This is a genomic window from Fundidesulfovibrio sp. YSD1 (genome assembly GCF_055397115.1).
The window spans coordinates 2327325-2349118 of the sequence record NZ_AP043666.1 but is presented as its reverse complement, the minus strand read 5'-3'; the positions used below and the strand labels follow the sequence as shown (position 1 = coordinate 2349118).

Annotated in this window: 18 protein-coding genes, 1 tRNA gene and 1 pseudogene; 9 read left to right on the top strand and 11 right to left on the bottom strand. The window is 67.0% G+C overall.

What is annotated here, in order from left to right:
* Positions 1-345: 345 nt before the first annotated feature.
* The 5 genes from ACZ5V4_RS10965 to ACZ5V4_RS10945 all read right to left on the bottom strand — a co-directional run bounded on the left by ACZ5V4_RS10965 (position 346) and on the right by ACZ5V4_RS10945 (position 3530).
* Entirely contained in the window at positions 346-660 is a 315-nt protein-coding gene (locus tag ACZ5V4_RS10965) for a HigA family addiction module antitoxin (protein WP_464314894.1), read from the bottom strand.
* Positions 661-676: 16 nt separating this feature from the next.
* Positions 677-955, bottom strand: coding sequence for a type II toxin-antitoxin system RelE/ParE family toxin (locus tag ACZ5V4_RS10960; RefSeq protein ID WP_464314893.1), 279 nt, complete (start codon positions 953-955; stop codon positions 677-679).
* Positions 956-1004: 49 nt separating this feature from the next.
* Positions 1005-2225 carry a tyrosine-type recombinase/integrase gene (locus ACZ5V4_RS10955; RefSeq protein ID WP_464314892.1) on the bottom strand — a complete coding sequence of 407 codons (1221 nt, stop codon included), beginning with the start codon at positions 2223-2225 and terminating at the stop codon, positions 1005-1007.
* Positions 2226-2416: 191 nt separating this feature from the next.
* Positions 2417-2506: transfer RNA gene (locus tag ACZ5V4_RS10950), tRNA-Ser, on the bottom strand.
* A gap of 55 nt (positions 2507-2561) precedes the next feature.
* Positions 2562-3530 (bottom strand): chemotaxis protein, encoded by a 969-nt coding sequence (locus tag ACZ5V4_RS10945; protein ID WP_464314891.1) that lies wholly within the window; start codon positions 3528-3530, stop codon positions 2562-2564.
* A gap of 198 nt (positions 3531-3728) precedes the next feature.
* On the opposite strand from ACZ5V4_RS10945, the gene ACZ5V4_RS10940 reads away from it, so the two are divergent.
* The 5 genes from ACZ5V4_RS10940 (at position 3729) to ACZ5V4_RS10920 (ending at position 11338) form a co-directional block, all read left to right on the top strand.
* Positions 3729-4982 (top strand): glycosyltransferase family 4 protein, encoded by a 1254-nt coding sequence (locus ACZ5V4_RS10940; protein ID WP_464314890.1) that lies wholly within the window; start codon positions 3729-3731, stop codon positions 4980-4982.
* Positions 4983-4985: 3 nt separating this feature from the next.
* A complete protein-coding gene (asnB, locus tag ACZ5V4_RS10935) occupies positions 4986-6884 on the top strand; it encodes an asparagine synthase (glutamine-hydrolyzing) (RefSeq protein ID WP_464314889.1) in 1899 nt (632 codons plus the stop codon).
* Positions 6885-7157: 273 nt separating this feature from the next.
* Positions 7158-8234 carry a glycosyltransferase family protein gene (locus ACZ5V4_RS10930; protein WP_464314888.1) on the top strand — a complete coding sequence of 359 codons (1077 nt, stop codon included), beginning with the start codon at positions 7158-7160 and terminating at the stop codon, positions 8232-8234.
* Positions 8235-8290: 56 nt separating this feature from the next.
* On the top strand, positions 8291-9832 hold the full coding sequence (locus ACZ5V4_RS10925) for a radical SAM protein (RefSeq protein ID WP_464314887.1): 1542 nt from the start codon (positions 8291-8293) through the stop codon (positions 9830-9832).
* A 57-nt stretch (positions 9833-9889) separates the two neighbouring features.
* Positions 9890-11338, top strand: coding sequence for an oligosaccharide flippase family protein (locus tag ACZ5V4_RS10920; protein WP_464314886.1), 1449 nt, complete (start codon positions 9890-9892; stop codon positions 11336-11338).
* Between the two features lie 76 nt (positions 11339-11414).
* Here ACZ5V4_RS10920 and ACZ5V4_RS10915 read toward each other — a convergent pair whose 3' ends face one another.
* The 4 genes from ACZ5V4_RS10915 to ACZ5V4_RS10900 all read right to left on the bottom strand — a co-directional run bounded on the left by ACZ5V4_RS10915 (position 11415) and on the right by ACZ5V4_RS10900 (position 15646).
* Positions 11415-12587 (bottom strand): glycosyltransferase, encoded by a 1173-nt coding sequence (locus ACZ5V4_RS10915; RefSeq protein WP_464314885.1) that lies wholly within the window; start codon positions 12585-12587, stop codon positions 11415-11417.
* A gap of 33 nt (positions 12588-12620) precedes the next feature.
* A complete protein-coding gene (locus ACZ5V4_RS10910; protein ID WP_464314884.1) occupies positions 12621-13037 on the bottom strand; it encodes a hypothetical protein in 417 nt (138 codons plus the stop codon).
* Between the two features lie 169 nt (positions 13038-13206).
* Positions 13207-14292 carry a glycosyltransferase gene (locus ACZ5V4_RS10905; protein ID WP_464314883.1) on the bottom strand — a complete coding sequence of 362 codons (1086 nt, stop codon included), beginning with the start codon at positions 14290-14292 and terminating at the stop codon, positions 13207-13209.
* A 139-nt stretch (positions 14293-14431) separates the two neighbouring features.
* Positions 14432-15646, bottom strand: coding sequence for a radical SAM protein (locus ACZ5V4_RS10900; protein WP_464314882.1), 1215 nt, complete (start codon positions 15644-15646; stop codon positions 14432-14434).
* A gap of 146 nt (positions 15647-15792) precedes the next feature.
* Between ACZ5V4_RS10900 and ACZ5V4_RS10895 the strand changes: the two genes are divergently transcribed.
* The 4 genes and pseudogenes from ACZ5V4_RS10895 to ACZ5V4_RS10880 all read left to right on the top strand — a co-directional run bounded on the left by ACZ5V4_RS10895 (position 15793) and on the right by ACZ5V4_RS10880 (position 18330).
* Positions 15793-16998 (top strand): zinc-dependent alcohol dehydrogenase, encoded by a 1206-nt coding sequence (locus tag ACZ5V4_RS10895; RefSeq protein ID WP_464314881.1) that lies wholly within the window; start codon positions 15793-15795, stop codon positions 16996-16998.
* Positions 16999-17609: 611 nt separating this feature from the next.
* The gene (locus tag ACZ5V4_RS10890) at positions 17610-17933 is read left to right on the top strand and encodes a hypothetical protein (RefSeq protein WP_464317857.1); all 324 of its coding nucleotides are present in this window, start codon (positions 17610-17612) and stop codon (positions 17931-17933) included.
* Positions 17884-18012, top strand: a pseudogene (locus ACZ5V4_RS10885) (helix-turn-helix domain-containing protein); the annotation flags it as partial. The gene ACZ5V4_RS10890 and the pseudogene ACZ5V4_RS10885, both read left to right, overlap by 50 nt.
* 78 nt (positions 18013-18090) lie before the next feature.
* Positions 18091-18330: a hypothetical protein gene (locus ACZ5V4_RS10880; protein WP_464317856.1), complete on the top strand. Its 240-nt coding sequence runs from the start codon at positions 18091-18093 to the stop codon at positions 18328-18330.
* A gap of 48 nt (positions 18331-18378) precedes the next feature.
* Here ACZ5V4_RS10880 and ACZ5V4_RS10875 read toward each other — a convergent pair whose 3' ends face one another.
* The gene (locus tag ACZ5V4_RS10875) at positions 18379-20721 is read right to left on the bottom strand and encodes a methyl-accepting chemotaxis protein (protein ID WP_464314880.1); all 2343 of its coding nucleotides are present in this window, start codon (positions 20719-20721) and stop codon (positions 18379-18381) included.
* A 216-nt stretch (positions 20722-20937) separates the two neighbouring features.
* Positions 20938-21744 (bottom strand): glycosyltransferase family 2 protein, encoded by an 807-nt coding sequence (locus ACZ5V4_RS10870; RefSeq protein WP_464314879.1) that lies wholly within the window; start codon positions 21742-21744, stop codon positions 20938-20940.
* Positions 21745-21794 lie beyond the last annotated feature (50 nt).

Below are 21794 nucleotides of genomic sequence, written 5' to 3'. Positions count from 1 at the left end.
CGGCCTCTGCTTTTTGATAAACAAAAGAAGTCCTGCTCGCCTTGTACTGGACAATATGATGCCGAAAAAAATGGAAACGTCAAGGAGGGCAGTCAAAGTCATGAAAAGCAAGACGTGGCGCGGGTTTCCAGGAACCTGCTTCACCAGAATTTCTCGGCCCTGGCGACAACGCACCAACAAAATGCACAACCCCAAGAAGCAGTTGTGCGGACCAAGAAAAAAATAAGGGGCGGGTCTGTTCTCAAAAAAAGCCACGCAGGTCAAGTATCGCCATGCAGGACAACACTGACCAGGCCGCCAGGGACGCGGCTTTTCGGGAGCTACCCTAGGGCGGGGAAAAGTCGGCTAAGCCTCCGCCTGGCTGCTGTTTACCCCATCCATGGGCACGGGAACCACACTCTCCCAGCCCGTAGCCTCATGTTCCGCGCACCACAGGGAATGCGATTGCTGCATGTTCAGCCACAGGTCCGGCGTGGTGCTGAAGGCCCTGGACAGCCGCAGGGCCATGTCCGGCGTCACTCCGGCCCGTTCGTTCAGCACGGCGGAGAGGTGCTTGCGCGACACCCCCAGAACTTCGGCCAGCTTGGTCACGGTCAAGCCCAAGGGCTCCATGTACATGCGCCTGAGGATGCCGCCAGGATGGGACGGCTTGCGGGTCATCTTCCGCCGCAGCGGCTCAGTGGTAGTCGAGATAGTCAACATCGTGGGCGTCTCCTTGCTCCATGCGAAATACCAGCCGCCAGTTGCCGGAAACCTTCACGGCCCAAAACCCGGCCCGGTTTCCCTTGAGCGGATGAAGGCCCGAACCGGGGAAGCCCATGTCTTCGGGCCGCCGGGCGTTGTCGAGCAAATCCAGGATGTCCGTCAGCTTTTGGGCATGCTTGGCCTGAATGCCCCTGGTGGAACCATCGAGGAAAAGCATTTCCAGGCCCTTGTGCTTGAAGCTCCGAATCACTGTAACCACCTTGGTTGCACGTGTCCAGATTGGCAACCGCCCCCGGCGGCTATGCCTCCGCCGCCTCCCGGTGCAGCGGGACCACCCTGCCCCCCTTGCGAAGCGCGTCGAGGTAATCCGCCCATGCCTGCATCATCTTCCGGCGCTCCGGAAGATGTCCAGCCCTGTTGTACGCGGCCTTGACCTTGTTGCGCTCGGCATGGGCAAGCTGGCGCTCGATCACGTCAGACGGCCAGCCCTGCTCATGAAGCAGCGTAGAGGCCATGGCGCGGAAGCCGTGCCCGGTCATCTCTTCCTTGGAGTAGCCCAAGCGGCGCAGGGCCGCATTGACGGTGTTCTCGCTCATGGGACGGTCTTTTGTGCGACCGGACGGGAAACAGTAGCGGCCCCGGCCCGTCAGGGGATGGAGTTCCCGCAGAATCGCCACGGCTTGTTTGGACAGGGGCACGATGTGAGCATCGCGCATCTTCATCTTCTCGGCAGGGATGCGCCACTCTGCGGCGTCAAGGTCGATCTCGGACCACTCAGCCCGGCGCAGCTCGCCAGGACGCACGAAGGTCAGCGGGGCCAGCCTGAGCGCCGCAAGCGTTTCCGGCGTGCCACCGTAGTCGTCTATCGCCCTGAGCAACCCGGCCACCTCGCGCGGGTCCGTGATGGAGGCGAAGTTCTTCGGCTTGGCCTTGGCGAGCGCTCCGCGAAGGTCCGCCGCCGGGTCGCGTTCGGCCTTGCCACAGGCCACAGCGTAGCGGAAAACTTGGCCGCACAGGGTCCGCAACCTCCTGGCCGTTTCCTCCGCTCCGCGTGACTCCACACGGCGCAACGCGGCCAGCACGTCAGGCGCGGCAATGTCCTTGATGGAGCGAGCGCCAAGATAGGGAAAGATGTCCAACTCCAGGCGGCCAATGTTCGTCTTGGCCGTCTGCTCCGTCCAGGTGGGGGCCATGCGGGCGTGCCATTCGCGGGCGATGGCTTCGAAGGTTTCGGCCCGCTCCAGCGCATCGGCTTTTTCGGCCTTTCGGGCCTTGGACGGGTCCACTCCTGCGGCAATCTGCTTGCGGGCGGCGTCGCGGCGTTCCCTCGCCTCTTTCAGGCTAACGTCAGGGTAGACGCCCAAACTCAGGCGGTTTTCCTTGTTGTCCAGCCAGTAGCGCAACCGCCACCACTTCCCGCCCTTGGGCGACACTTCCAGATAGAGGCCTCTCTCATCCTTGAGGCGGACGGTTTTTCCCTGTGTCTTCGCGGACTTGACGGCAATTTCGGTGAGCGCCATGCGACCTCCGGAACCGAACCTCGATCCGAACGGATGTTGTCCGGTCAGATTCGGCAGGTGTCCGGTTTGTTATCCGGTCAGTTGTCCGGCTGTCAATGGACGAAAATGGATGAGGCTGGACTATCGCTAGCCCAGCCTCTTAATATTTTCAGGGACTTTTGGACCTTCTCGGACTTCCCTAGATCGTCATTTGGCGGAGGGAGAGGGATTCGAACCCCCGGACGGGTCTCCCCGCCAATGGTTTTCAAGACCACCGCCTTAAACCGCTCGGCCATCCCTCCGCGCGCGGAAAACCCGTCTACACGCCCTCGCCCCCCGGGGCAAGCGGGGCCTCGCCTACTTCCGGCGCGGGCGGCCCTTCTGCTCGATGAGTTCCTTGGCCTTTCTGGTCAGCAAGCCGATCTCGGGCTTGGTGATCTGGTCGTCCGCGCCCACGGACTGACCCTTGTGGTAGAGCTTGTCGTTGATCAGCGACGAGAACAGGATCACCGGGATGTCGCGCAGCACCGGGTCGTCCTTGATGCGCTTGCACAGGTTGTGGCCGTCCATCACGGGCATCTCGATGTCGCTGACCACCAGGTTCACCAGCTCCAGCACGTCCGTGCCGGCCTCGGCCGCCTTCTGCTTGAGCACCACGAGCCGGTCCCAGGCCTTCTGGCCGTTGATGTCCTGCACCACCTCGTAGCCGTCGCGCTCCAGGGTGTTCACGATGAGCTTGCGGATGGAGCCGGAGTCGTCCACCACCAAGGCCCGGTAGGCGATCTCGTCCGTGGGCTGGACCTTGGTCTCCTCGCCCGCCTCCTCGCGCATGGCCAGGCTGGGGTTCAGGTCCCAGATGATCTTCTCCATGTCCAGAAGCAGCACGATGCGGTCCTCGAACTTGACCACGCCGGTGAAGCTGTTGGAAGAGAAGCTGGCCACGTAGCCGCTGGGCGGCTCCACCTGCTCCCAGCTCAGGCGGTGGATGCGCGTCACGCCCGAGACCAGGAAGGCGTTGGTGATGTTGTTGAACTCGCTGACGATGACCTTGGGGGCCTCGTTGTCCACCATGTCCTTGCCCAGCCAGACCGACAGGTCTATGAGCGGGATGATGCGCGAGCGCAGGTTGAAGGTGCCCTTCACCGCCGGGTGCGGGGTGCTGGGCATCTCGGTGACCTTTGGCTTGCGGATGATCTCCAGCACCTTGGCCACGTTCACGCCGAAATAGCTGCGGTAGGGGCCGCTTGGGGTTTGCTCGTCGATGTAGAATTCGACGATCTCGAGTTCGTTCGTGCCGGATTCAAGCAGGATGTTCGTCTGGCTCATGAGGATTCCCGGTAGGTTGAAACTGTGCCGAACCGTGCGCATAATACCTGCCCGGCAGCCCTATCCAAGCGGATGTGTGACATTGCGGCCGATGTCAAGTTTTTCCTCCGCCCCGTCCGTCGCGCTTTACACCGCGCCCGGCCTGGAATAAAACCCGGCGACGGTATTAGCCCGTCAGACCACACCCGAGGCCTCAGTTTGAATCTGCCCATCACCGCATACGTCCTGCTCTGGTTTCCCCTCTCGTCGGAAACCTTCATCTTCCGGGAGGTCCAGGCCCTGCGCCGCGAGGGCCTGCACGTGCTCGTGTACAGCCTGTACGGCAAGAAGCTCGCCAACTGCTCCCCGGAAATGCTCGACTTCTCCCACGGGGTCAGGCGCATGGGCGCCTTCGCGATCCCGCTCATGATACGCGACATCCTCTACTGGAACAGGCGCGACCCGGGTTCGTTCATCCGCCTGATGAAGGAAATCGCCCTGCGGCGCTGGTGCAGCCTGGAGATCACGGGCGAGAGCTGGTGGGCGTTCTTCGCGGGCTTCCGCCTGGCGCGGCTTCTCGAGCGCGACAAGGTGGCGCACATCCACGCCCCTTGGGCAGGGGGCCCGGCCACGGCCGCCTGGGTGGCCTCGCGCCTCACCGGCATCCCCTTCTCCATGGCCGGGCGCGCGGGCGACATCTACCCCCCGGACGGGGCCCTGGCGGACAAGATCCGCGCCAGCGCCTTCGTGCGCGTGAACAACCGCGCCAACATCGATTACCTCTCCTCCCAGGCCCCGGACCAGGCGGACAAGATCAAGCTGGTCTACAACAGCCTGACGCTCAAGGAGAAAGGCGAAAGCGACGTGGCCATGACACCGCCGCTCAAACTGCTGGCCGTGGGCCGCTTCGCCAGGACCAAGGGCTTCGACGTGCTGCTCAAGGCTTGCGCCCTGCTGCGCGACCAGGGCCTGGACTTCAAGCTGACCCTGGTTGGCGCGGGGTTCCAGGGCCCGGTGTTGAGGGCCCTGCACAAGCGCCTGGGCCTGGACGGTGTGGCGGACATGCCGGGCTTTCTCTCCCACGACCGCCTGACCTGGCTCTTCAAGAGCCACGACATGCTCATCGTGCCGAGCGTGGTGCACTCCTCGGGCGACCGCGACGGCATCCCCAACGTGATTATGGAGGCCCTGGCCCACCGCCTGCCCGTGGTGGCCACGGACGTCTGCGGCATCCCCGAGGTCATCCGCCACGGCGAAACCGGGCTCATCGCTCCGCAGAAGGACCCCGATGCCCTGGCCCGGGCCATCGCGGACATGGCCTCGGACAGGGAGCGCGCCGTGGCCATGGCCGCGCGCGGCCGGGACCTGGTGCGCGAGATGTTCGACCCGGCGGCCAACGGCAGGAAACTCTTCGAAATCTTCAAGGCCGAGCTTCTGGCTGGGCAAGGCCCGGCCTCCGGGAACGGGGCCTAGGCCATGTGCGGCATCGCCGGGTTCGTGCGCGCCTCCGGGGAGCCCCTGGGGCCAGACGCCCTGGAAGCCCTCAGGGCCATGACCGGGAACCTCGCCCATCGCGGCCCGGACGGCGACGGCCACCTCGTTGAGGGACCCGCCGCGCTCGGGCACCGCCGCCTCTCCATCATCGACCTCTCCACGGGCGGCCAGCCCATGGAGGACGCCACGGGGCGCTGCGCCGTGACCTTCAACGGCGAGATCTACAACTTCCAGGAGGTCCGCGCCGAACTGGAAGCCAGGGGCCACGCGTTCCGCACCCACTCCGACACGGAGGTCATCCTGGCCGGGTGGCTCCAGTGGGGCCCGCGCTGCCTGGAGCGCTTCGAGGGCATGTTCGCCTTCGCCCTCTGGGACCGCAAGGAGCGCGCGCTCTTCTGCGCCCGGGACCGCTTCGGCAAGAAGCCCTTCTACTACACCCTGCAGAACGGGCTCTTCGCCTTCGCCTCGGAGCTCTCGGCCCTGCGGCTCGCGCCCGGGCTGTCTCTCAGCGTGGACCCGCGCACCCTGTCGCGCTTTTTGGCCTACGAGTACGTGCCCACCCCGGAGTGCATCTACCGGGAGGTGCGCAAGCTGCCGCCCTCGCACTGGCTGGTGCTCAGAAACGGCGAGGTGACGCTCGGTTCCTACTGGGAGCTGCCCGCGCCGGAACCCGCGCGCGCTTCCGAGCAGGAGCTCATAGAGGAGCTGCGCAGGCTCCTCTCCCAGGCCGTGAAGCGCAGGATGATCTCGGACGTGCCCCTGGGCGTGTTTCTCTCGGGCGGCATAGACTCCTCCATCGTGGCCGGGCTCATGGCCCGCGAGGCCCCGCGCATCAAGACCTTCTCCATCGGCTTCACCGAGGCCAGCTACGACGAGTCCTCGTTCGCCCGCTCCGTGGCCAGGATGTGGGACACCGACCACCACGAGCGCATCCTTTCGGCCGAGGAGTGCGCGGACCTGCTGCCCGAGATCGTCACCCGCTTCGACGAGCCCATGGCCGACCCCTCCATCGCGCCCACGTACCTGCTCTCGCGCATCACCCGCGAAAAGGTCACCGTGGCCCTGGGCGGGGACGGCGCGGACGAGCTGTTCGCGGGCTACGAGCACTTCATCGGGCTCAAGGCCGCGCGGCTCTACAACGCCCTGCCAGGGGTGCTGCGCAAGGGCGTGATCGACCCCATCTGCGCCGTGCTGCCCGCCTCGGACGGCTACGTGAACCTGCGCCTGGGCGCGACCACCTTCCTGGCCGGGGCCCGCCAGCCCGGCTGGCTGCGCGTGCAGACCTGGCTCACGGCCCTGCACCCGGAACTCCAGGAGCGGCTCTGGCTCACGCCGGACCACTCCTTTTTGTCCAGGCAGACCCTTTTCTCGTCCACGCGCCGGGCCTTCGACCGCTCCAGGGCGGACAACGACTTCGACCGGGCCTTCCACGCCTACGCGCGCCAGTTCATGCTGGACTACATCCTGGTCAAGGTGGACCGCTGCACCATGATGCATTCCCTGGAGGCGCGCGCCCCCTTCCTGGACCGCGACTTCGCGGAGTTCGCCTCGCGCCTGCCGTCGAACCTCAAGCTGCGCGGGCTGACCAGGAAATACCTGCTGAAGAAGGCCATGGCCGACGTGTTGCCCCCGGAGATCCTCACGCGCAACAAGCGCGGGTTCCTGATCCCGGTGGCGCGCTGGCTGCGCGACAAGCTGAAACCCCTGGTGGAGGAACTGCTCGGCGAGGCGCACCTGAAGCGCCAGGGCCTCTTCGACCCCAGGACCGTGCGCGCGCTCGTGGACGAGCACGACTCGGGCCGGATCGACCGGCGCAAGGAGCTCTGGACGCTCCTGGTGCTCCAGTTGTGGCTCGCCCACAACAAGCCGGACATCGCCTAGACCGTAGTAATGGAAGCCTCCGGCGGCCAAAGGGCTCGCGCCCTCTCGGATTTTTGAAGTGGGGCGCTGCCCCATGCCCTGGCAGGGCTCTGCCCTGCACCCGCCAGGGGGCGTGGCCCCCTGGACCCGCAAATGGGCTTCGCGTCGGTGACCGACGCGAAGCCATGGCGGGGTGCAGGGGGATCATCCCCCTGCCGGGTCAAGGGCGGAGCCCTTGCGGGGTGCGGGGCAGCGCCCCGCCGGACTCCCTTTTCCCTGGAGACGAAAAAGACCATGGCACGCATTCTCTACGGCGTTCACGGCTCCCAGCACGGCCACGCCATCCGCGCCCTCACGCTGGCCAGGCGCTTCCCCGAGCACGAGTTCCTCTTCGTCACCAGCGAGGAGGCCGCGGGCATCCTGCGCCGCCACTACCCGGTGGAGACCGCGCTCAACCCGGGCACGCGCTACAAGAACTACGCCCTGGACCTGCCCGCCACTGTGGCCCTGGCCGCGAAGACCTTCGCCAAGCGCGGCAGCGAACTTGCGCGCATGGGCAAGGTCATCGAGCGCTTCAAGCCCGACGTGTGCATCTCCGACTACGAGTATTTCGTGCCCATCGCGGCCAAACGCGCGGGCGTGCCCTGCCTGTCCATCGACCACCAGCACGTGATCACCCTCTGCGAGCACTCCCTGCCGCGCTCGGTCTGGTGGGACATGGCCTCCACGTCGTTCTCCGTGAACAACCTCTTCTCGGCCTCCTCGGCGCACCTGGTGATCAGCTTCTACCAGCCGCCCCTGAAGCCGGGGCACGGGCGGGCGATCTCCCCGCCCATCCACCGCGAAAAGGTCTTCGAGCACGAGGCCGAGGTGGGCGAACACATCCTGGTCTACCAGAGCTGCTCCATCTGCGACCGCTTCGTGCCCCTGCTCAAGACGCTCGGCAGGCCCGTCATCGTCTACGGCTACGGCCGCGACGCCGTGGACGGCAACCTGACCTTCAAGAGCTTCAGCGAGGACGGGTTGCTTGCCGACATGGCCTCCTGCAACTTCGTCATCTGCGGGGGCGGGCACACGCTCATGAGCGAGGCCCTGTACTACGGCAAGCCCATCATCTCCCTGCCCGTGAAGGGCGCGTTCGAACAGTGGCTGAACGCCTTCTACCTCCAGAAGCTGGGCTACGGCCTGCACCTGGACATGCACCACCTGGACGAGGCCGCCGTGGCCGGGTTCGAGTCCAAGGTGGAGGCCTGCCGGGAGCGCGTGCGCTCCGTGGACTTCCGGGGCAACGAGCACGCCTTCTCCCTGGTGAGCTCCTTCGTCGCCTCGGGCAGGCTGCCCGACGTTGCCAATGCGCACGGATTGCGCTAACACGCGCTCGATTGTTCCAGAATGACCCGTAATACCATCAGCACACGGACTCGCCAATGAACCCCAAGCGCCCGCTGACCCCCGAGTCGTACTACCGCCTCCCCTGGAACCTCGCGGACAACGCCATCACGTGGCTCGAGCCCACCACAAAGTGCAACCTCTACTGCGAGGGCTGCTACCGCGAGAACGACCCGAACGGACACCGGCCTCTGGAGGACGTGATCCGGGAGCTCGAGACCGTGCGCACCCTGCGCCGCACGGACGGCGTCTCCATCGCCGGAGGCGAGCCGCTCATCTACCCGCACATCGTGGAGCTGGTGCGCTACGTCTCCGCCCAAGGCTGGAAGCCCATCATCAACTCCAACGGCCACGCCCTGACCCCGGCGCTGGTGCGCGACCTGGCCAAGGCCGGGCTCGTGGGCTTCACCATGCACGTGGACTCCCACCAGAAGCGCCCCGGCTGGTCCGGCAAGACCGAGGCCGAGCTGTGCGAACTGCGCATGAAGCTCGCGGAGATGATCAAGGAGCACGGCGGCGGCAAGGTGGCCTGCGCCTTCAACGCCACCATCTACCGCGACACCCTGGACGACATCCCCATGCTCACGCGCTGGGCCCAGGAGAACATGGACAAGGTGCAGACCATGGTCTTCATCCTGTTCCGCTCCGTGAAGGCCCAGGCCGGGTTCGACGCCTACGTCCACGGCCGCAGGGTAGACACGCACGACCTAGTCTACCACCTGGACCACATGGAGGCCCACAAGGACATCGTGGCCCAGGAAGTGGCGGACAAGATCAGGGAGCTCGACCCCGAGTTCGAGCCCTGCGCCTTCCTGAACGGCACCGAGGACCCGCGCTCCATGAAGTGGCTGCTCACCCTCAAGGTGGGCTACCCGGACAAGACCCTGGGCTACCTGGACCCCAAGTTCGCGGAGATGGTCCAGAGCCTCCACCACCTCTTCTGGGACACCTACCTGGCCTACACCCGCCCGGGCGTGACCAGCACCGGCCAGGCCATGCTCCCCCTGGCCCTGGTGAACAAGAGCATCCGCAAGATCTTCTGGAAATGGCTCAAGGACCCGCAGCGCTGGACCGAGTGCCTGAACATCCAGTCCGTGATGATCATCCAGCCCTGCGACGTGTCCGAGGACGGCCGCCAGAACATGTGCGACGGCTGCCCGGACGCGATCCTGCACAAGGGCCGCATGGTCTGGAGTTGCCGCGTGGACGAACTGGAGAAGTACGGCACCTTCATCACCTGCGCCCCGCGCGGGGCCTGCTGCGGCGGGGGAGCCCCGGCGGGCGCGCCCGAAGCCCAGGCCGACCTGCCCGCCGAGGCTGCCGAGACCCTGCCTGCGCCCAAGCCCGAAGCGCCCCTGGCCGTGAAAGAGGCCGCCGCCGTCCCCGTGGTGAAAGAGGCCGCCCAGGCCCCCGCCGTAAAGGAGGCAGCCCCCGCCCCGGCACTCAAGCAGGAGGCGCCGGTGGCGGCGCCCGCGCCCGAGGCCAAGGCCCAGGCGCCGAAGGCGTCAGCGCCTACCGCCGCGAAGAAGCCCGCCGCCAAGGGCAAGTCGTCCAAGCCCAAGTCCAAGGGCAAGAAATAACCGAAGGGGCGGGCCTTGAGCCCGCCCCAACCTTTTACACGGGATGATCCCGCCCAGATGACCCAACCCACGACTTCCCCCCAGGCGGGCGCGGCCTCCCACGGCATCATCGGCAAGTTCCTGCACCTGGCGTCCGCCCAGACCATCCGGGACATCCTGCACACCTGCTTCTTCATCTACCTGGCCCGCATGGACCAGAGCCACTACGGCGAGTTCCAGCTGGCCTTCAACACGGCCATGATCGTCCTGTTCCTGGGCGAGTTCGGCCTGAACCAGCCGCTGGTCTCGGCGCTCTCCAAGAAGTACGGGCACAAGGGCGACGTGCTCATGCAGTACACCCTGATCAAGGGCATCATCCTGCTCACGGGGTGGCTCGGGGTCACGGCGTTCGTGTACCAGCAGGGCTACACCAGCGGGCTGACCAACCTGATCCAGGTGATCACCGCGGGCGTGGGCCTGGAGGCCCTCTCCAGCACGTTCTTCGTGGCCTGCCGAGTGCAGGGCCGCCAGGACCTGGAGGCGCGCATCAAGGCCCTGGGCGCGGTCTGCGGCTACGGCTGGGCCCTGGCCACGCTGGCCATGGGGCTCCAGCCGCACTGGATCGCGCTTTTCAAGCTCATCGAGAACGGCATCACCCTGGTGGGCGGGGCCTGGATCGCGGTGAACAAGACCGACGTCCAGGGGCTGACCTTCAAGGGCAAGGCCCTGGCGCGCACCTGGAACACGGCCAAGGGCGGGCTGGTGTTCGTGTTCATGGCCTTCTTCTCCATCCTCTACAACAAGGCCAACCTGTTCTTTTTGCAGAAGTTCTCCGGCCCTCACGCCGTGGCCCAGTACTCGGCCACCTGGGAGGTGGTGGACGCCATCCAGATACCCATCTCCAGCCTGCTGATGAAGAGCGTGCTCTTCCCGCTGTTCGTGGGCCTGTGGCGCCACGACAAGGAGGGCTTCGACCGGCTCAAGGACAACTCCGTGAAGTGGCTCCTGGGGGCCTCCATCCCGGTGATGTTCTTCCTCGCCGTGGAGTCCGACAGGATCATCGGGCTCATCTACGGCAAGGACTACCTGGGGGCCATGACGCTCCAGAAGTGGCTGGTGCCCGCCGTGGCCTTCAGCTTCATCCACAACCTGGCCGCCTACCTGATGATGAGCCAGCACCGCCAGAACGTGCTCTTCTGGATCTACGCGGGCGGCCTGGCCCTGAACGTCACCCTCTGCGCGGTGCTCATCCCGCGCGACCCGCTCATCGGCGCGGGCGTGGCCATCGTGGGCACCAAGGGCGTGGTGGCCCTGTGCTCCACGTTCTACTGCCAGCGCAGGATGCAGCTCATCAAGTGGCGGGCCGTGGCCCCGGTGCTCGCGGCCACGGCAGTGGGCGCGGCGCTCTATTTCGGGCTTCGCCTGACCGGGGTGCGCGAGCTGGCCGAGGCCGGGGGCCTCGCGCCGTTCGCCGCGCTCGGCTGGAAATGGTGGAAGGAGATGAAGGCCCAGGCCCGCCCGGCCTGACCCCGGAGCGCACCCCATCAACGAAAAAACCGCCGTTTCCGGCGGTTTTTTCGTTCGATCAAAAGGGCGATGCCCTTTAGCGGCGGATGATCTCGACCACGCGCCCGCCCCAAGTCACCCTGTAGGCGATGCCGCGCCAGCGCATGGTGAACGTGGTCCAGGTGCGCAGGTAGCACCAGCAGGTCATGAGCGGGGAGGCGAAGAAGCCCCTGGTCCAGTCCTTCACGGAGACGAACCTGGGCGACAGCGTGCGGAACACGAGCCCCACCCCGAAGAAAGCCCCGGCGTAGGCCGACGCGGCAACGATCCACCAGAACCCGGCTTGGCCGGTGAGCGCGCCCAGCACGCCAAGCCCCGCCATGACCGGCGGCGCGGCGAACAGGAAGGCCACCACCACGGCCCCGACCCACATCTCGGGCGTGCAGAACTTCAGATAGAGGAGCTGCCTGGTGAGCCAGTCCTCCCAGGAGGCCCAGGTGACGGCCTTGAGCGGCGTTTCCAGGCAGGCCTCGGCCACGGGCCAGGTGCGGATGCGCTTTTTCGCGAGAAGAGGCCCGAGGGAGAAGTCGTCCACGATGTTCGTCTCCCAGACCTTGGCCACCTCGTGCTCCTCGAAGGCCCGGCGCGTCACGGCCATGGCCCCGCCCCAGGGCTGGGTGATGGCCCGGATGGGCTGGAGGCTTTGCAGCACCAGGCAGACGTTCAGCATCCCCAGCGTGGGGACGCCGCCGTCCAGGGGCACGACGCGGTGGAACCCGCCGGAGATCACGGCCTTGCCCGAAGCCAGGGGCTCGACCAGAAGCCTGGCCAGGTCCGGCCTGGCCAGGTGCGTGGAGTCGCAGAACACGTACACGTCCGCCCAGTGGGCCACCGAGGCCACGCCGGCCAGCAGGTTGCGGTTCTTCTGCCCGCAGGCCACGGCCGAGCCGCCCAGCACGTGCGTGGCGTCCTCGCGCCCGGCCACCAGGGACCGGACCAGCTCCGTGGCCGGGTCGGATTCGTCTCGCGTGACCAGCACGTAGCGCAGGTTGGGGTAGTCCTGGGCGAGCAGGCTTTCGAGCCCCGCGCGCACGGCCGGGGTGTCGCCGGTGATGGGCACGATCATGGCCGCGCGCGGTTCGTTCTCGAGCCGCGCCGGGCCCCGGTAGGGGTTCTTGAGCCCGGCCAGCACGTGCCTGCGCCCGGCCAGGTGGAGGGCCAGCAGCATGAGGATCTCCCCCACGGCGGCCAGGATGAAAAGCGTCTTCACGAATGATCCTCTATGCGTCGCGCGGGCCCGGGCTCATTGCGACGGGGGAAAGCCGTCGGGCCACTTGAGCCCGCCCGGGGCCGTCTTGCCTTGGGCCACCCGTTCGGCCTGCATGGAGAACGAATGGCCCTTGTTCACGAAGTAGAACGTGCCGGAGACGGAATTCTCGCCAGTGAGCGTCCCGTCGAAATAGTTGCCGCTGCCGTGGGCGGCCCGGATGCGGCCGTCCTCCAGGACCACGCCGATCAGGTGGTAGGTGTTGCGCTCCCCCGAGGTGGTGGTCACGTAGGCCACCCCGTAGAGGTAGGTGCCGCGCTGCTCCAGGTGGCACTCCACCTTGTTGCCGAAGAAATCGGCGCGCCAGGCGCCGGTCATGTCCGAGTTGGCCAGGGCCGGCGAGGGGGCGAGCGCCGTGAGCGCCAGGAGGAGCGCCAGGGCGAAGGGTTTCATGTCTGCGGTACTCCGTCCGGAAGGGCAGGCCCGGCTGGGCCGCGCCCGTTTCGATGTCTGGCGCGCCGGGGCCGGACCGGCTGCGCGGTGAAGGGCTTATAGTACCTGTCGAATCGAAAGGGTAGTCTTTTCGGGGCGCTCTCCCCGGCCCGCCCCGGGCCCGGGGACTCTAGAAGCCGCGCTCCTCCAGGAGCCTTTCCAGAAGCTCCTCGTGGGCCGCGACCATGGCGTCCATGGAATAGACGTTCACGGCCCGCTCGCGCGCGGCCCCGGCCATGCGCAGCCGCTCGTCCTTGTCGGTCAGCAGCCGGACCAGACTCTCGGCCAGGGCGGGCGCGTCCCCGGCCGGGGTGAGGAGCCCGCTGCGGCCGTGCTCCACGGCCTCGGGAATGCCGCCCACGGCCGTGGCCGCCACGGGCGCGCCGCAGGCCATGCCCTCCAGGACCACGTTGGGCAGCCCCTCGCGCAGCGAGGACAGGGCCAACACCCTGGCCTGCCGGTAGAAGGGCAGCACGCTGGACCCGCCCGGGTAGACCCTGATGGAGCGCGCGCAGGCGAGCTTCCTGGCGGAGAACTCCACCCGGGCCTTGAGCGGGCCGTCGCCCACCAGCCACAGTTCCGCGTCCGGAACCTTGGGCAGGGCCAGGTCGAAGGCGCGCAAAAGCGTGGGGTGGTCCTTGTCCTGGGCGAAGCGGGCCACGCAGAGCACCACCTTGCGCACCGGGCCGAACCCGTCCGGGTCCGGGCTGAAGAAATCCGTGTCCACGCCGTTGGGGATCACCGTGACCTGGCCGTCCCGCCTGCCCAGACGCACAAGCGCGTCCTTCAAGGCGTGGGTGTTGGTCAGGTGGTGGTGGGCGAAACGGGCCAGGAAGCGCTCGTGCTGGCGGGCCACGTTGCCCCCGCCGCGCACCGTTGCCACCACCAGGGGGGCTCCGGCGAGTCTCGCGAACACCCGGCCCCAGATGTTGGGCACGGCGGTCAGCGGCATGACGATGTCCGGGCGCTCGGCCTTGAGCGCCGCGCGCAGGGCCAGGATGGCGGGCAGGCCCACCGACGGCTTGCCGGAAAGCCAGCGCATGGGGATGTCCGCCTCGCGGGCCTGGGGGGCGAAGTCCGCCCCGGAGGTGAGCATCCAGAACTCGGGCGCGAAGCGGGAGCGGTCGATGCGCCGGGCCAATTCCAGGGCGTGGCGCTGGGTGCCGCCGAAGAAGAGGTCCTGGAGGATCAGGACGAGGCGTCTTGGCTTTCGCATGAGGATCGAGTCTTGGCCGGGCCCGGGCGCGCGCCCCGGCAGTCCCGGGTCCGGTCTTGGAGCGGGCCGGGGGAGTCCGGGCCGCGGCGCGGCGGACACGAAAACGTCCGCCACGCATGGCCGCGCGCGGGCGCGCCCGTTAGTATCCCATCAGCCCGCAGCAGCGCGTGCACGCGGGCATGAGCCCCTTGGTGTTCAGGCTGGCGCGGAACTTCCTGTAGGCCTCGTTGTTCCAGATCTCCGTGATGGTCTGCTTCTTCACGTTGCCCACCACGTAGTCGTGGTAGTCGCGGCAGGGGGACATGTCGCCGTTGGAGTCGATCTCCACGGCCTGGTAGATGGAGATGCACTGGTTGTAGCCGTAGGTGGCGGAGTGGTCGGTGTAGTACTCGCGCAGGTTGTCCACGCCCGTGATGTTCGGAATGATGTTCACGGCCGGGGAGTTCCAGCCCTTGGAGCGCCTGAGCACTTCCTTGAGCTGCGAATCGAGCAGGGCGTGCTCCTTGATGGTCCAGTCGCCCACCCAGCCCCTGTGCAGCTTGGGCGCGAAACCGAAGCGGGACTGGAAGTCCTGCTCGTGGGCGTCCGCGCTTTTCTCGTCGATCCACCAGGAGAGGTAGAACACGAAGAGGTCCACCTTGTCCTTGAAGGTCTCGTAGATGTCCACCAGCCTGTGCACGTTGGCCTGGGAGATGGTGGTCAGCGAGGCGGTCAGGGGCAGCTTCTTGCCCTGGAGCTTCTTCTGCTCGTTCACGGCCTCCAGGGCGTCCAGGATGTCCTGGAAGTTGTTGCCCCCGCCGGCCGAGGGACGCGCGGCGTTGTGGGTGTCCGGGTCCGGGCCGTCGATGGACATCTGCAGGAGGAACATGGGCGCGGCCACCAGGCGCTCGGCGGCCTTGGCGATGCCCGTGGCGTTGGTGGCGATGGAGGTGGGCATGCGAAGCGCCGTGGCGTGCTCGATGATCTCCAGCCACCCTTTGTACATGGTGGGCTCGCCGCCCCAGAGGTAGACCGAGGGGAAATGGCCCTTGGAGGCCAGGTCGCCGAGCAGCAGGTGGTAGCGCTCGGGGCTCACCTCGGCCTTCTTGAGCTCCTTCAGGTCGGCGCAGTGCATGAAGCCCTGGTCGCCCCACTGGCCGCAGGTGTGGCAGCGCAGATTGCAGATGTCGGTGATGCGCACGGACACCTGCCTGATGGACCGGGCCACGCCCTCGTCCGCCTTGGGGTTCAGCCAGTTGAAGAGGAACTTCTCCTTCTCCAGGGCCACGAGCCGCGACGCGATCCAGGGATGGCGCGAAACGCGGGCGAAGTTCTTGAGGATGGTTCCCAGGGCTATGCTTGAGCGTTTGGACATGGTGCCTCGCTGGCCGAAAAATCGGCGAAGTGCGCAATGTAGGAATCCCGAGGGCTTTGTCAAGCCGCCGGGCGTGTGCTCTCTACCCGCCGCCCAGGAGGGAGTCAACCTTGACAGGCGCGCCCGGCTGCCCCACAACCCCGGGCATGAAAGCCCTCGTCTACCACCGCTCCATCCCCCGCTACCTGCTCTCGGCCTTTTTCGGCAAGCTCCAGCGCAGGCGCTTCCACCACCTGGTCACGCCCCTCAAGTACGAGGACGTGCCCTTCAAGCCCGCCCGGCCCGGCTGGGTGAGCATAAAGACGCTCCTGTGCGGCATCTGCGGCTCGGACATCAACCTGCTCAAGGGTGCGGAATCCATGCTGCTCGAGCCCTACGCCTCGCTCCCGGCCGTGATCGGCCACGAGGTGCTGGGCGTGGTGGAGTCCGCCCCGGCGGGGTCCGGCGTCGAGAAGGGCCAGCGCGTGGTGGTGGAGCCCGTGCTCGACTGCGCCTGCCGGGAGTTGCCCCCCTGCCGCTTCTGCGCCAAGGGCGAGTACAACCTGTGCGAGAACTTCCTGGACGGCGCATTGCCCCCGGGCTCGTTCCTGGGCTTCAACGCCGGGGCCTCGGGCGGCATGGCCGAGATGTGCTCGGCGCACCCCTCCAAGGTGCTGCCCGTGCCCGGGCACGTCAGCGACGAGGACGCGGTGCTGGTCGATTCCATGGCCTCGGTGATGCAGCCGGTGCTGGAGAACTGGCCGGAAGAAGGCGACACCGTGGTGGTCTGGGGCGCGGGGGTGCTCGGGCAGCACGCGGTGCGCTGCCTGCGGGCGCTCGGGTTCCCCGGGCGTTTGGTGGTCGTCGCCCGCCACGGCTTCCAGGCGGACCTGGCCCGCGCCGGGGGGGCTGACGAGGTGCTGCGCTCGCCCTCGCGCAAGGACCTGGCGAGGGCCTGCGGCGGGCGCTTCGTGCCCACCACCATGGGCGGGGGCAACGTGGAGGGAGGGGCGGACGTGGTCTTCGACTGCGTGGCCTCGAACACCACGTTCAAGGAATCGCTCCTCAATCTGCGCTCGCGCGGGCGCTACGTGATGATCGGCACCGCCGGGGAGCTCGGCCCCGTGGACGTCTCCAGTATCTGGTTCAGGCAGCTTGCCGTCACCGGGTCGGCCAGCTACTCCACGGCCCCGCGAAACGGCGAGCGCGTGCGCACCTACCAGCTCTGCCTGGACCTGCTGGCCTCGGGAACCTACCCCACGGCGGGGCTTCTCACCGGGCTTTTCCGGCTGGAAGAGTGGCGGACCGCCTTCCAGTCGAGCTTCGACAAGGCCGGAAGCGGCTCCATGAAGGCCGCCTTCGACATGCGCTGACAGTGGGGCGCTGCCCCACACCCCGGCAGGGCTCTGCCCTGCACCCGCAAGGGGCAGCGCCTGCCCCTTGACCCGGCGTCTGCTTCGCGGGCTTCACCATTGCCATGGACATGTCAGCCGCCCAAGTCCTCCCCGGGTTCCGACGTTGCGGCTTGGCCCTCCAGGGCCCTTTCGTACGATACCACGTCGCGAAAGAACGCGAAGACCTCCGAACAGGCCAGGTAGGCCGGGCAGACCTCGTCCTGGCGCCCGGGCGGGCAGACCCCGGCCGCATGGCTCCCGGGCCGTCCGCAAGCGCGCGGGTCGAGTCCCGGGGAAATATCCAGCCCCCTATCTTCCACTCCCATATAAAGATTCGCAAAGGGAATAACACGCCTTGCCGGACCGACTGGGAACTGCCTCAGGAGGCTGCCGGGACGAACCCGCCCCGGAACGGCTTTCCCATGACGGCGGCCGCCCTGCCGGGCTGCGCGGCCGGGGCGTGACGGCTAAAGAAAACCTGAAAAATGTCGAACTATTTCTGATTATTGCGTTGAAGGGCCGCCGCAGGGTCGCTGCAGGCCGACGGCAGCTGTTTTCCGTCCGGGACGGACGGCGGGCGCGCAAACGAGATGGAAGCACTCCTGGCGGGGACTGCGGAAAACCCACAAAAGCCGCCGTTCCTTTCCATCCGGAAAGGAACGGCGTTGACCCCTGAATACGGGACAAGTAGAATCATCTTACTGGATTTGTTGGCATCCACTGTCCGCGAGCATATTAAAATTATTTTTGGTACACAGTCAACCGTTATTGGAACGAAAGACCAAAAATTGTCCATAGACCGCCAGCAAGTCCTGGCAAACGCTCGCGGAGTGTCCAACGATCGAACACAAATCGGGGATTTCATTGGGCACGACAACCTCGACAGCGCAGCGGCTAAGGATCATCCGGGGTAACGTCTCGCGGGCTGAATTCGCGAAGCTGCTCGACGTCCACCCGAACACCCTCGGCCGGTACGAGCGAGGGCAGACTGAACCGGATTTCACGTTCGCGCGATCAATCTGTACCAAATTTGGTGTCGAACCGGGCTGGCTCCTGTTCGGGACCGGCCCCATGGCTTCCGCGCAAGCGGCTCCCCAGGCGTACCCGGACGGCACCGCGCCCCGGGGGTGCGGCCAGGCCCCGGCGCCGCACAGGGCCGAGCCCCTCAAGGACGAATTCTGGACGCTCTTGCGGGAGAACAGGGAGCTCAGGCAGGAGAACAGCGAGTTGAACAAGGCCCTGCGCGGGCTCCTGGCGGAGAACGCCGACCTGCGCGTGGCCCTGGCGCAGCACAGAAAGGTGGCGGGATGAGCCCGGGCCGGCCCTTCCCAGGAGGAGGGGCCGGCCGCGAGCCAAGCGTCAGGCCGCCAGCGCGGGGGGCTGGCCCGAGCCCATGCGGGCCACGAGGTCCTTGAGGTCCGAGACCTGGCGGGCGAGGTCCGACACGGCCTGGGCCGAATGGTTCATGCCCTGGGCCGTCTCCGAGGCGATGGCGTTGATCTCGTCCACGCCCCGGTTGATCTCCTCGGACGTGGCGGACTGCTCCTCGGCGGCCGTGGCGATGGAGGAGATGCGGTCCACGGCGTTGCCCGCGATGGCCAGTATCTCGCCCAGGGCCTCGCCCGCGCGCTGCCCCAGGCGGCTGGACTCCTCGATGGCCTCCACGGCGTGGTCCACGCCGGCCACGTTCTTCTCCACGCTGGAGGTGATTGCCTGGATGCCCGTGGTCACCTGCACCGTGGCGGACATGGTCCGCTCGGCCAGCTTGCGCACCTCGTCGGCCACCACGGCGAAGCCGCGCCCGGCGTCGCCCGCGCGGGCGGCCTCGATGGCCGCGTTCAGGGCCAGCAGGTTGGTCTGGTCGGCTATGTCCTGGATGACGTTGACGATGGAGGTGATCTCCGAGGCCTGGCGTCCCAGGGCGTTGATCTCCACGGACAGCTCGGCGGACATGGCGCGCACCCTGTCCATGGCCTGGGACACCTGGCGCACCACGGCCTCGCCCTGCCTGGACTTCTCCTGCACGTCCCTGGCCCCGTCCGCGGCCTCGGAGGCGTTTCTCGCCACCTCCAGCACCGTGGCGTTCATCTCCTCCATGGCCGCGGCCGTGGAGGCGGTGCGTTCGCGCTGGTTCTCGGCTCCGCGCGAAGCCTGCTCGATCTGGGCCGAGAGCTGCTCGGAGGCCGCGGCCACGTGCTGGGTGAAGGCGTCGATGTCCGAGGCGACGCCCAGGAGCACGCGCTGGTTTTCCTCGGCCTCGCGCCTGCCCCGGGCGATCTCGGTCATGTCCGTCCAGACCGAGCAGCCGCCGATGAGCTTGCCGTCCAGGTCGTAGAGCGGCACGGAGTCGATGCGCACGTGCAGCTGCCTGCCCGAGCGCGAAGCCACGTCGGTCAGCGCGCCGATGCTCGGGGTGCGGGTGGCGATCACGCGCTGGATCACGGCCTCGCGCGAGGGATCGCCGTAGATGAATTCGCCCGCCTTGCGGCCCTTCCAGCTCTCGGGCGTGCCGCCCGTCTCCAGGATGTCGATGAACTCCTGATTCACGCGCAGGATCAGTCCGTCCGGGTCGCAGATGACGTTGGGGGACTTAATGGACTGGAGCACGCCCTCGATGAAGCCGATCTTCTCCTTCACCGTGGCGGCCAGGCGCTTGACCGAGTCGGCGGTTTCGCCCAGGGCGTCCTTGGCCGAATAGTCGATGTCGATGTTGTAGTCGCCGCCAGCGATGCGCTCCGAGGCCCGGGCCAGCTCCCTGATGGGGGCCACCAGCACGCGGCGCACGGCCAGGAAGACGAACCCCGCCGCGATGAGCACCGAGAGCCCGAGCCCCAGGGCCGAGGCCTTGAGCATGGTGGCGTCCATGCCGCCCAGGGCCTCCTTCTTGGTCATGCCGAAGACCAGGCGCCAATCGAGCGGGGCGTACTCGATCACCGCCGCGATCTTGCCCTCGCCCTTGAATTCGTATTCGATGAGCTCGTCCCTGGCCGCCGCGATCCTGCGGCCGTAGTCCGCGCTCGCGGCCAGGTCCGTGCCCGCCATCGACGGGTCGGGATGCCAGACCACCACGCCCCTGGAGTCGGTGATGAAGGCGTAGCCCGCGCCGTCCACGTTCACGCCCTTCAGGTAGTCGATCATCTCCTGGGTGAGGATGCGCTTGCCCGTGAACACCGCGCCCACCACCTCGCCCCCGCGCTTCACGGGCCTGTACTCGACCATGCGCGCGAGCCCGCCGACCACGGCCGCGCCCGCGTAGCTCTTCCCGGCCCTCAGGGCGTCGAGCGCCGGGCCGGGGGCCAGGGTCGTGCCGCTTAAGCGCTTGCCGTTCTCCATCATGTTGGTGGAGATGCGCACGAAGTCCTTGCCGTCCAGGCAGAAGATGGTGGCGCTGGTGTCGTAGCGTTCGCGGATGCGGTCCACCAGGGAGAAATCCCTGTCGAAGTTCATGTTCAGCCGCTCGGGCCCCACCCAGTCCTCGAGCACGTCCAGCGACGCCCGCAGGCTCGCCCCCGTGGACTTGGCGTGCAGCGCGAGCGCCCCCCCCACACCGCGCACGGCCGACTGGGCCTGGGCGTAGCCCTGCTCCAGCGATTTCTGGTAGATTCCCCAGGCCGTGAGCCCGCCGGAGAACGCCACCGACGTAAACACGACACCAAGCACCACGACCATCAACTTCGTTTGCAGTTTCAGCACCTTGAACATCAGTACACCCTCCTCGGCCAAACGCTCGACCAGTTTCGCCCCGCGTCCGGGGCGCTCGCACAGCGCACGAATTCGCGGATGCAGTCACTACAGCGGCAGGGCCGGTTCGGCAAGCCGATTCGAGTCGCGCCCGCCAACTGGGACTGGACCACGAGCAAAAAAAAAGCCCCCGGGCGCTTTCACGTCCGGGGGCCGGGAAGACTCGGGAAATTCCGCCTACGGGTAGCAGGTGGAGGTCATGTCCCGGTAGTAGCTGGCTTCGGGGTCGTTCAGGCCCCGGCCGTTGGGATCGAATATCTTGTAGTCGCGCTTGCCCCATTTCTGCAGGCGGAACTGCATGGCGGTCTTCAGGCAGCCCAGCCCGTAGATGCAGCTGCGCTTGAAGTTGATGGAGCTGGCCTCCTCGAAGTACTTGGTGGGGCAGCTCACCTCGCCGATGCGGAACCCGAAGTAGATGGTCTGGGCGAGCATCTGGTTGTCGAAGACGAAGTCGTCGGAGTTCTCCCACAGGGGCAGCTTCTCGAGCACCTCGCGGGTGAAGGCGCGGTAGCCGGTGTGGTATTCGGAGAGCTTGGCGCTCATGAGCACGTTCTGGGCGAGGGTCAGGCCGCGGTTGGCCACGTACTTGTAGCCGGGCATGCCGCCCTTGAGCGCGGTGCCGCCCAGGATGCGCGAGGCCAGCACGGCGTCGTAGAGCCCGGAGGTGGCCAGGTTGGCCATGGCCGGGATGATCAGCGGAGTGTACTGGTAGTCGGGGTGGACCATGATGACCACGTCCGCGCCGAGCTTCAGGGCCTCGGCGTAGCAGGTCTTCTGGTTGCGGCCGTAGCCCCAGTTGCGCTCGTGCAGGAAGCACTTGATGCCGAGGGCCCGGGCGTGTTCGATGGTGTTGTCGCGGCTGGCGTCGTCCACGAGGATCACATCGTCCACTATCTCGCGAGGCACCTCGGAGAGGGTGCGCTCCAGAGTGGCGGCGGCGTTGTAGGCCGGCATGACCACCACCACTTTCTTGCCGTTCATCATCGGGGGATTCCTCCGGATAAGATCGATCGCGGATGGATCGGGAACGGGCG

Coding starts and splice junctions, on each gene's coding strand:
- ACZ5V4_RS10965 (WP_464314894.1), bottom strand. CDS start 660: ATGACCCGCAAGCCGTCCCATCCTGGCGGCATCCTCAGGCGCATGTAC.
- ACZ5V4_RS10955 (WP_464314892.1), bottom strand. CDS start 2,225: ATGGCGCTCACCGAAATTGCCGTCAAGTCCGCGAAGACACAGGGAAAA.
- ACZ5V4_RS10945 (WP_464314891.1), bottom strand. CDS start 3,530: ATGAGCCAGACGAACATCCTGCTTGAATCCGGCACGAACGAACTCGAG.
- asnB (WP_464314889.1), top strand. CDS start 4,986: ATGTGCGGCATCGCCGGGTTCGTGCGCGCCTCCGGGGAGCCCCTGGGG.
- ACZ5V4_RS10930 (WP_464314888.1), top strand. CDS start 7,158: ATGGCACGCATTCTCTACGGCGTTCACGGCTCCCAGCACGGCCACGCC.
- ACZ5V4_RS10925 (WP_464314887.1), top strand. CDS start 8,291: ATGAACCCCAAGCGCCCGCTGACCCCCGAGTCGTACTACCGCCTCCCC.
- ACZ5V4_RS10920 (WP_464314886.1), top strand. CDS start 9,890: ATGACCCAACCCACGACTTCCCCCCAGGCGGGCGCGGCCTCCCACGGC.
- ACZ5V4_RS10910 (WP_464314884.1), bottom strand. CDS start 13,037: ATGAAACCCTTCGCCCTGGCGCTCCTCCTGGCGCTCACGGCGCTCGCC.
- ACZ5V4_RS10905 (WP_464314883.1), bottom strand. CDS start 14,292: ATGCGAAAGCCAAGACGCCTCGTCCTGATCCTCCAGGACCTCTTCTTC.
- ACZ5V4_RS10900 (WP_464314882.1), bottom strand. CDS start 15,646: ATGTCCAAACGCTCAAGCATAGCCCTGGGAACCATCCTCAAGAACTTC.
- ACZ5V4_RS10895 (WP_464314881.1), top strand. CDS start 15,793: ATGAAAGCCCTCGTCTACCACCGCTCCATCCCCCGCTACCTGCTCTCG.
- ACZ5V4_RS10890 (WP_464317857.1), top strand. CDS start 17,610: ATGGAAGCACTCCTGGCGGGGACTGCGGAAAACCCACAAAAGCCGCCG.
- ACZ5V4_RS10880 (WP_464317856.1), top strand. CDS start 18,091: ATGGCTTCCGCGCAAGCGGCTCCCCAGGCGTACCCGGACGGCACCGCG.
- ACZ5V4_RS10875 (WP_464314880.1), bottom strand. CDS start 20,721: ATGTTCAAGGTGCTGAAACTGCAAACGAAGTTGATGGTCGTGGTGCTT.
- ACZ5V4_RS10870 (WP_464314879.1), bottom strand. CDS start 21,744: ATGATGAACGGCAAGAAAGTGGTGGTGGTCATGCCGGCCTACAACGCC.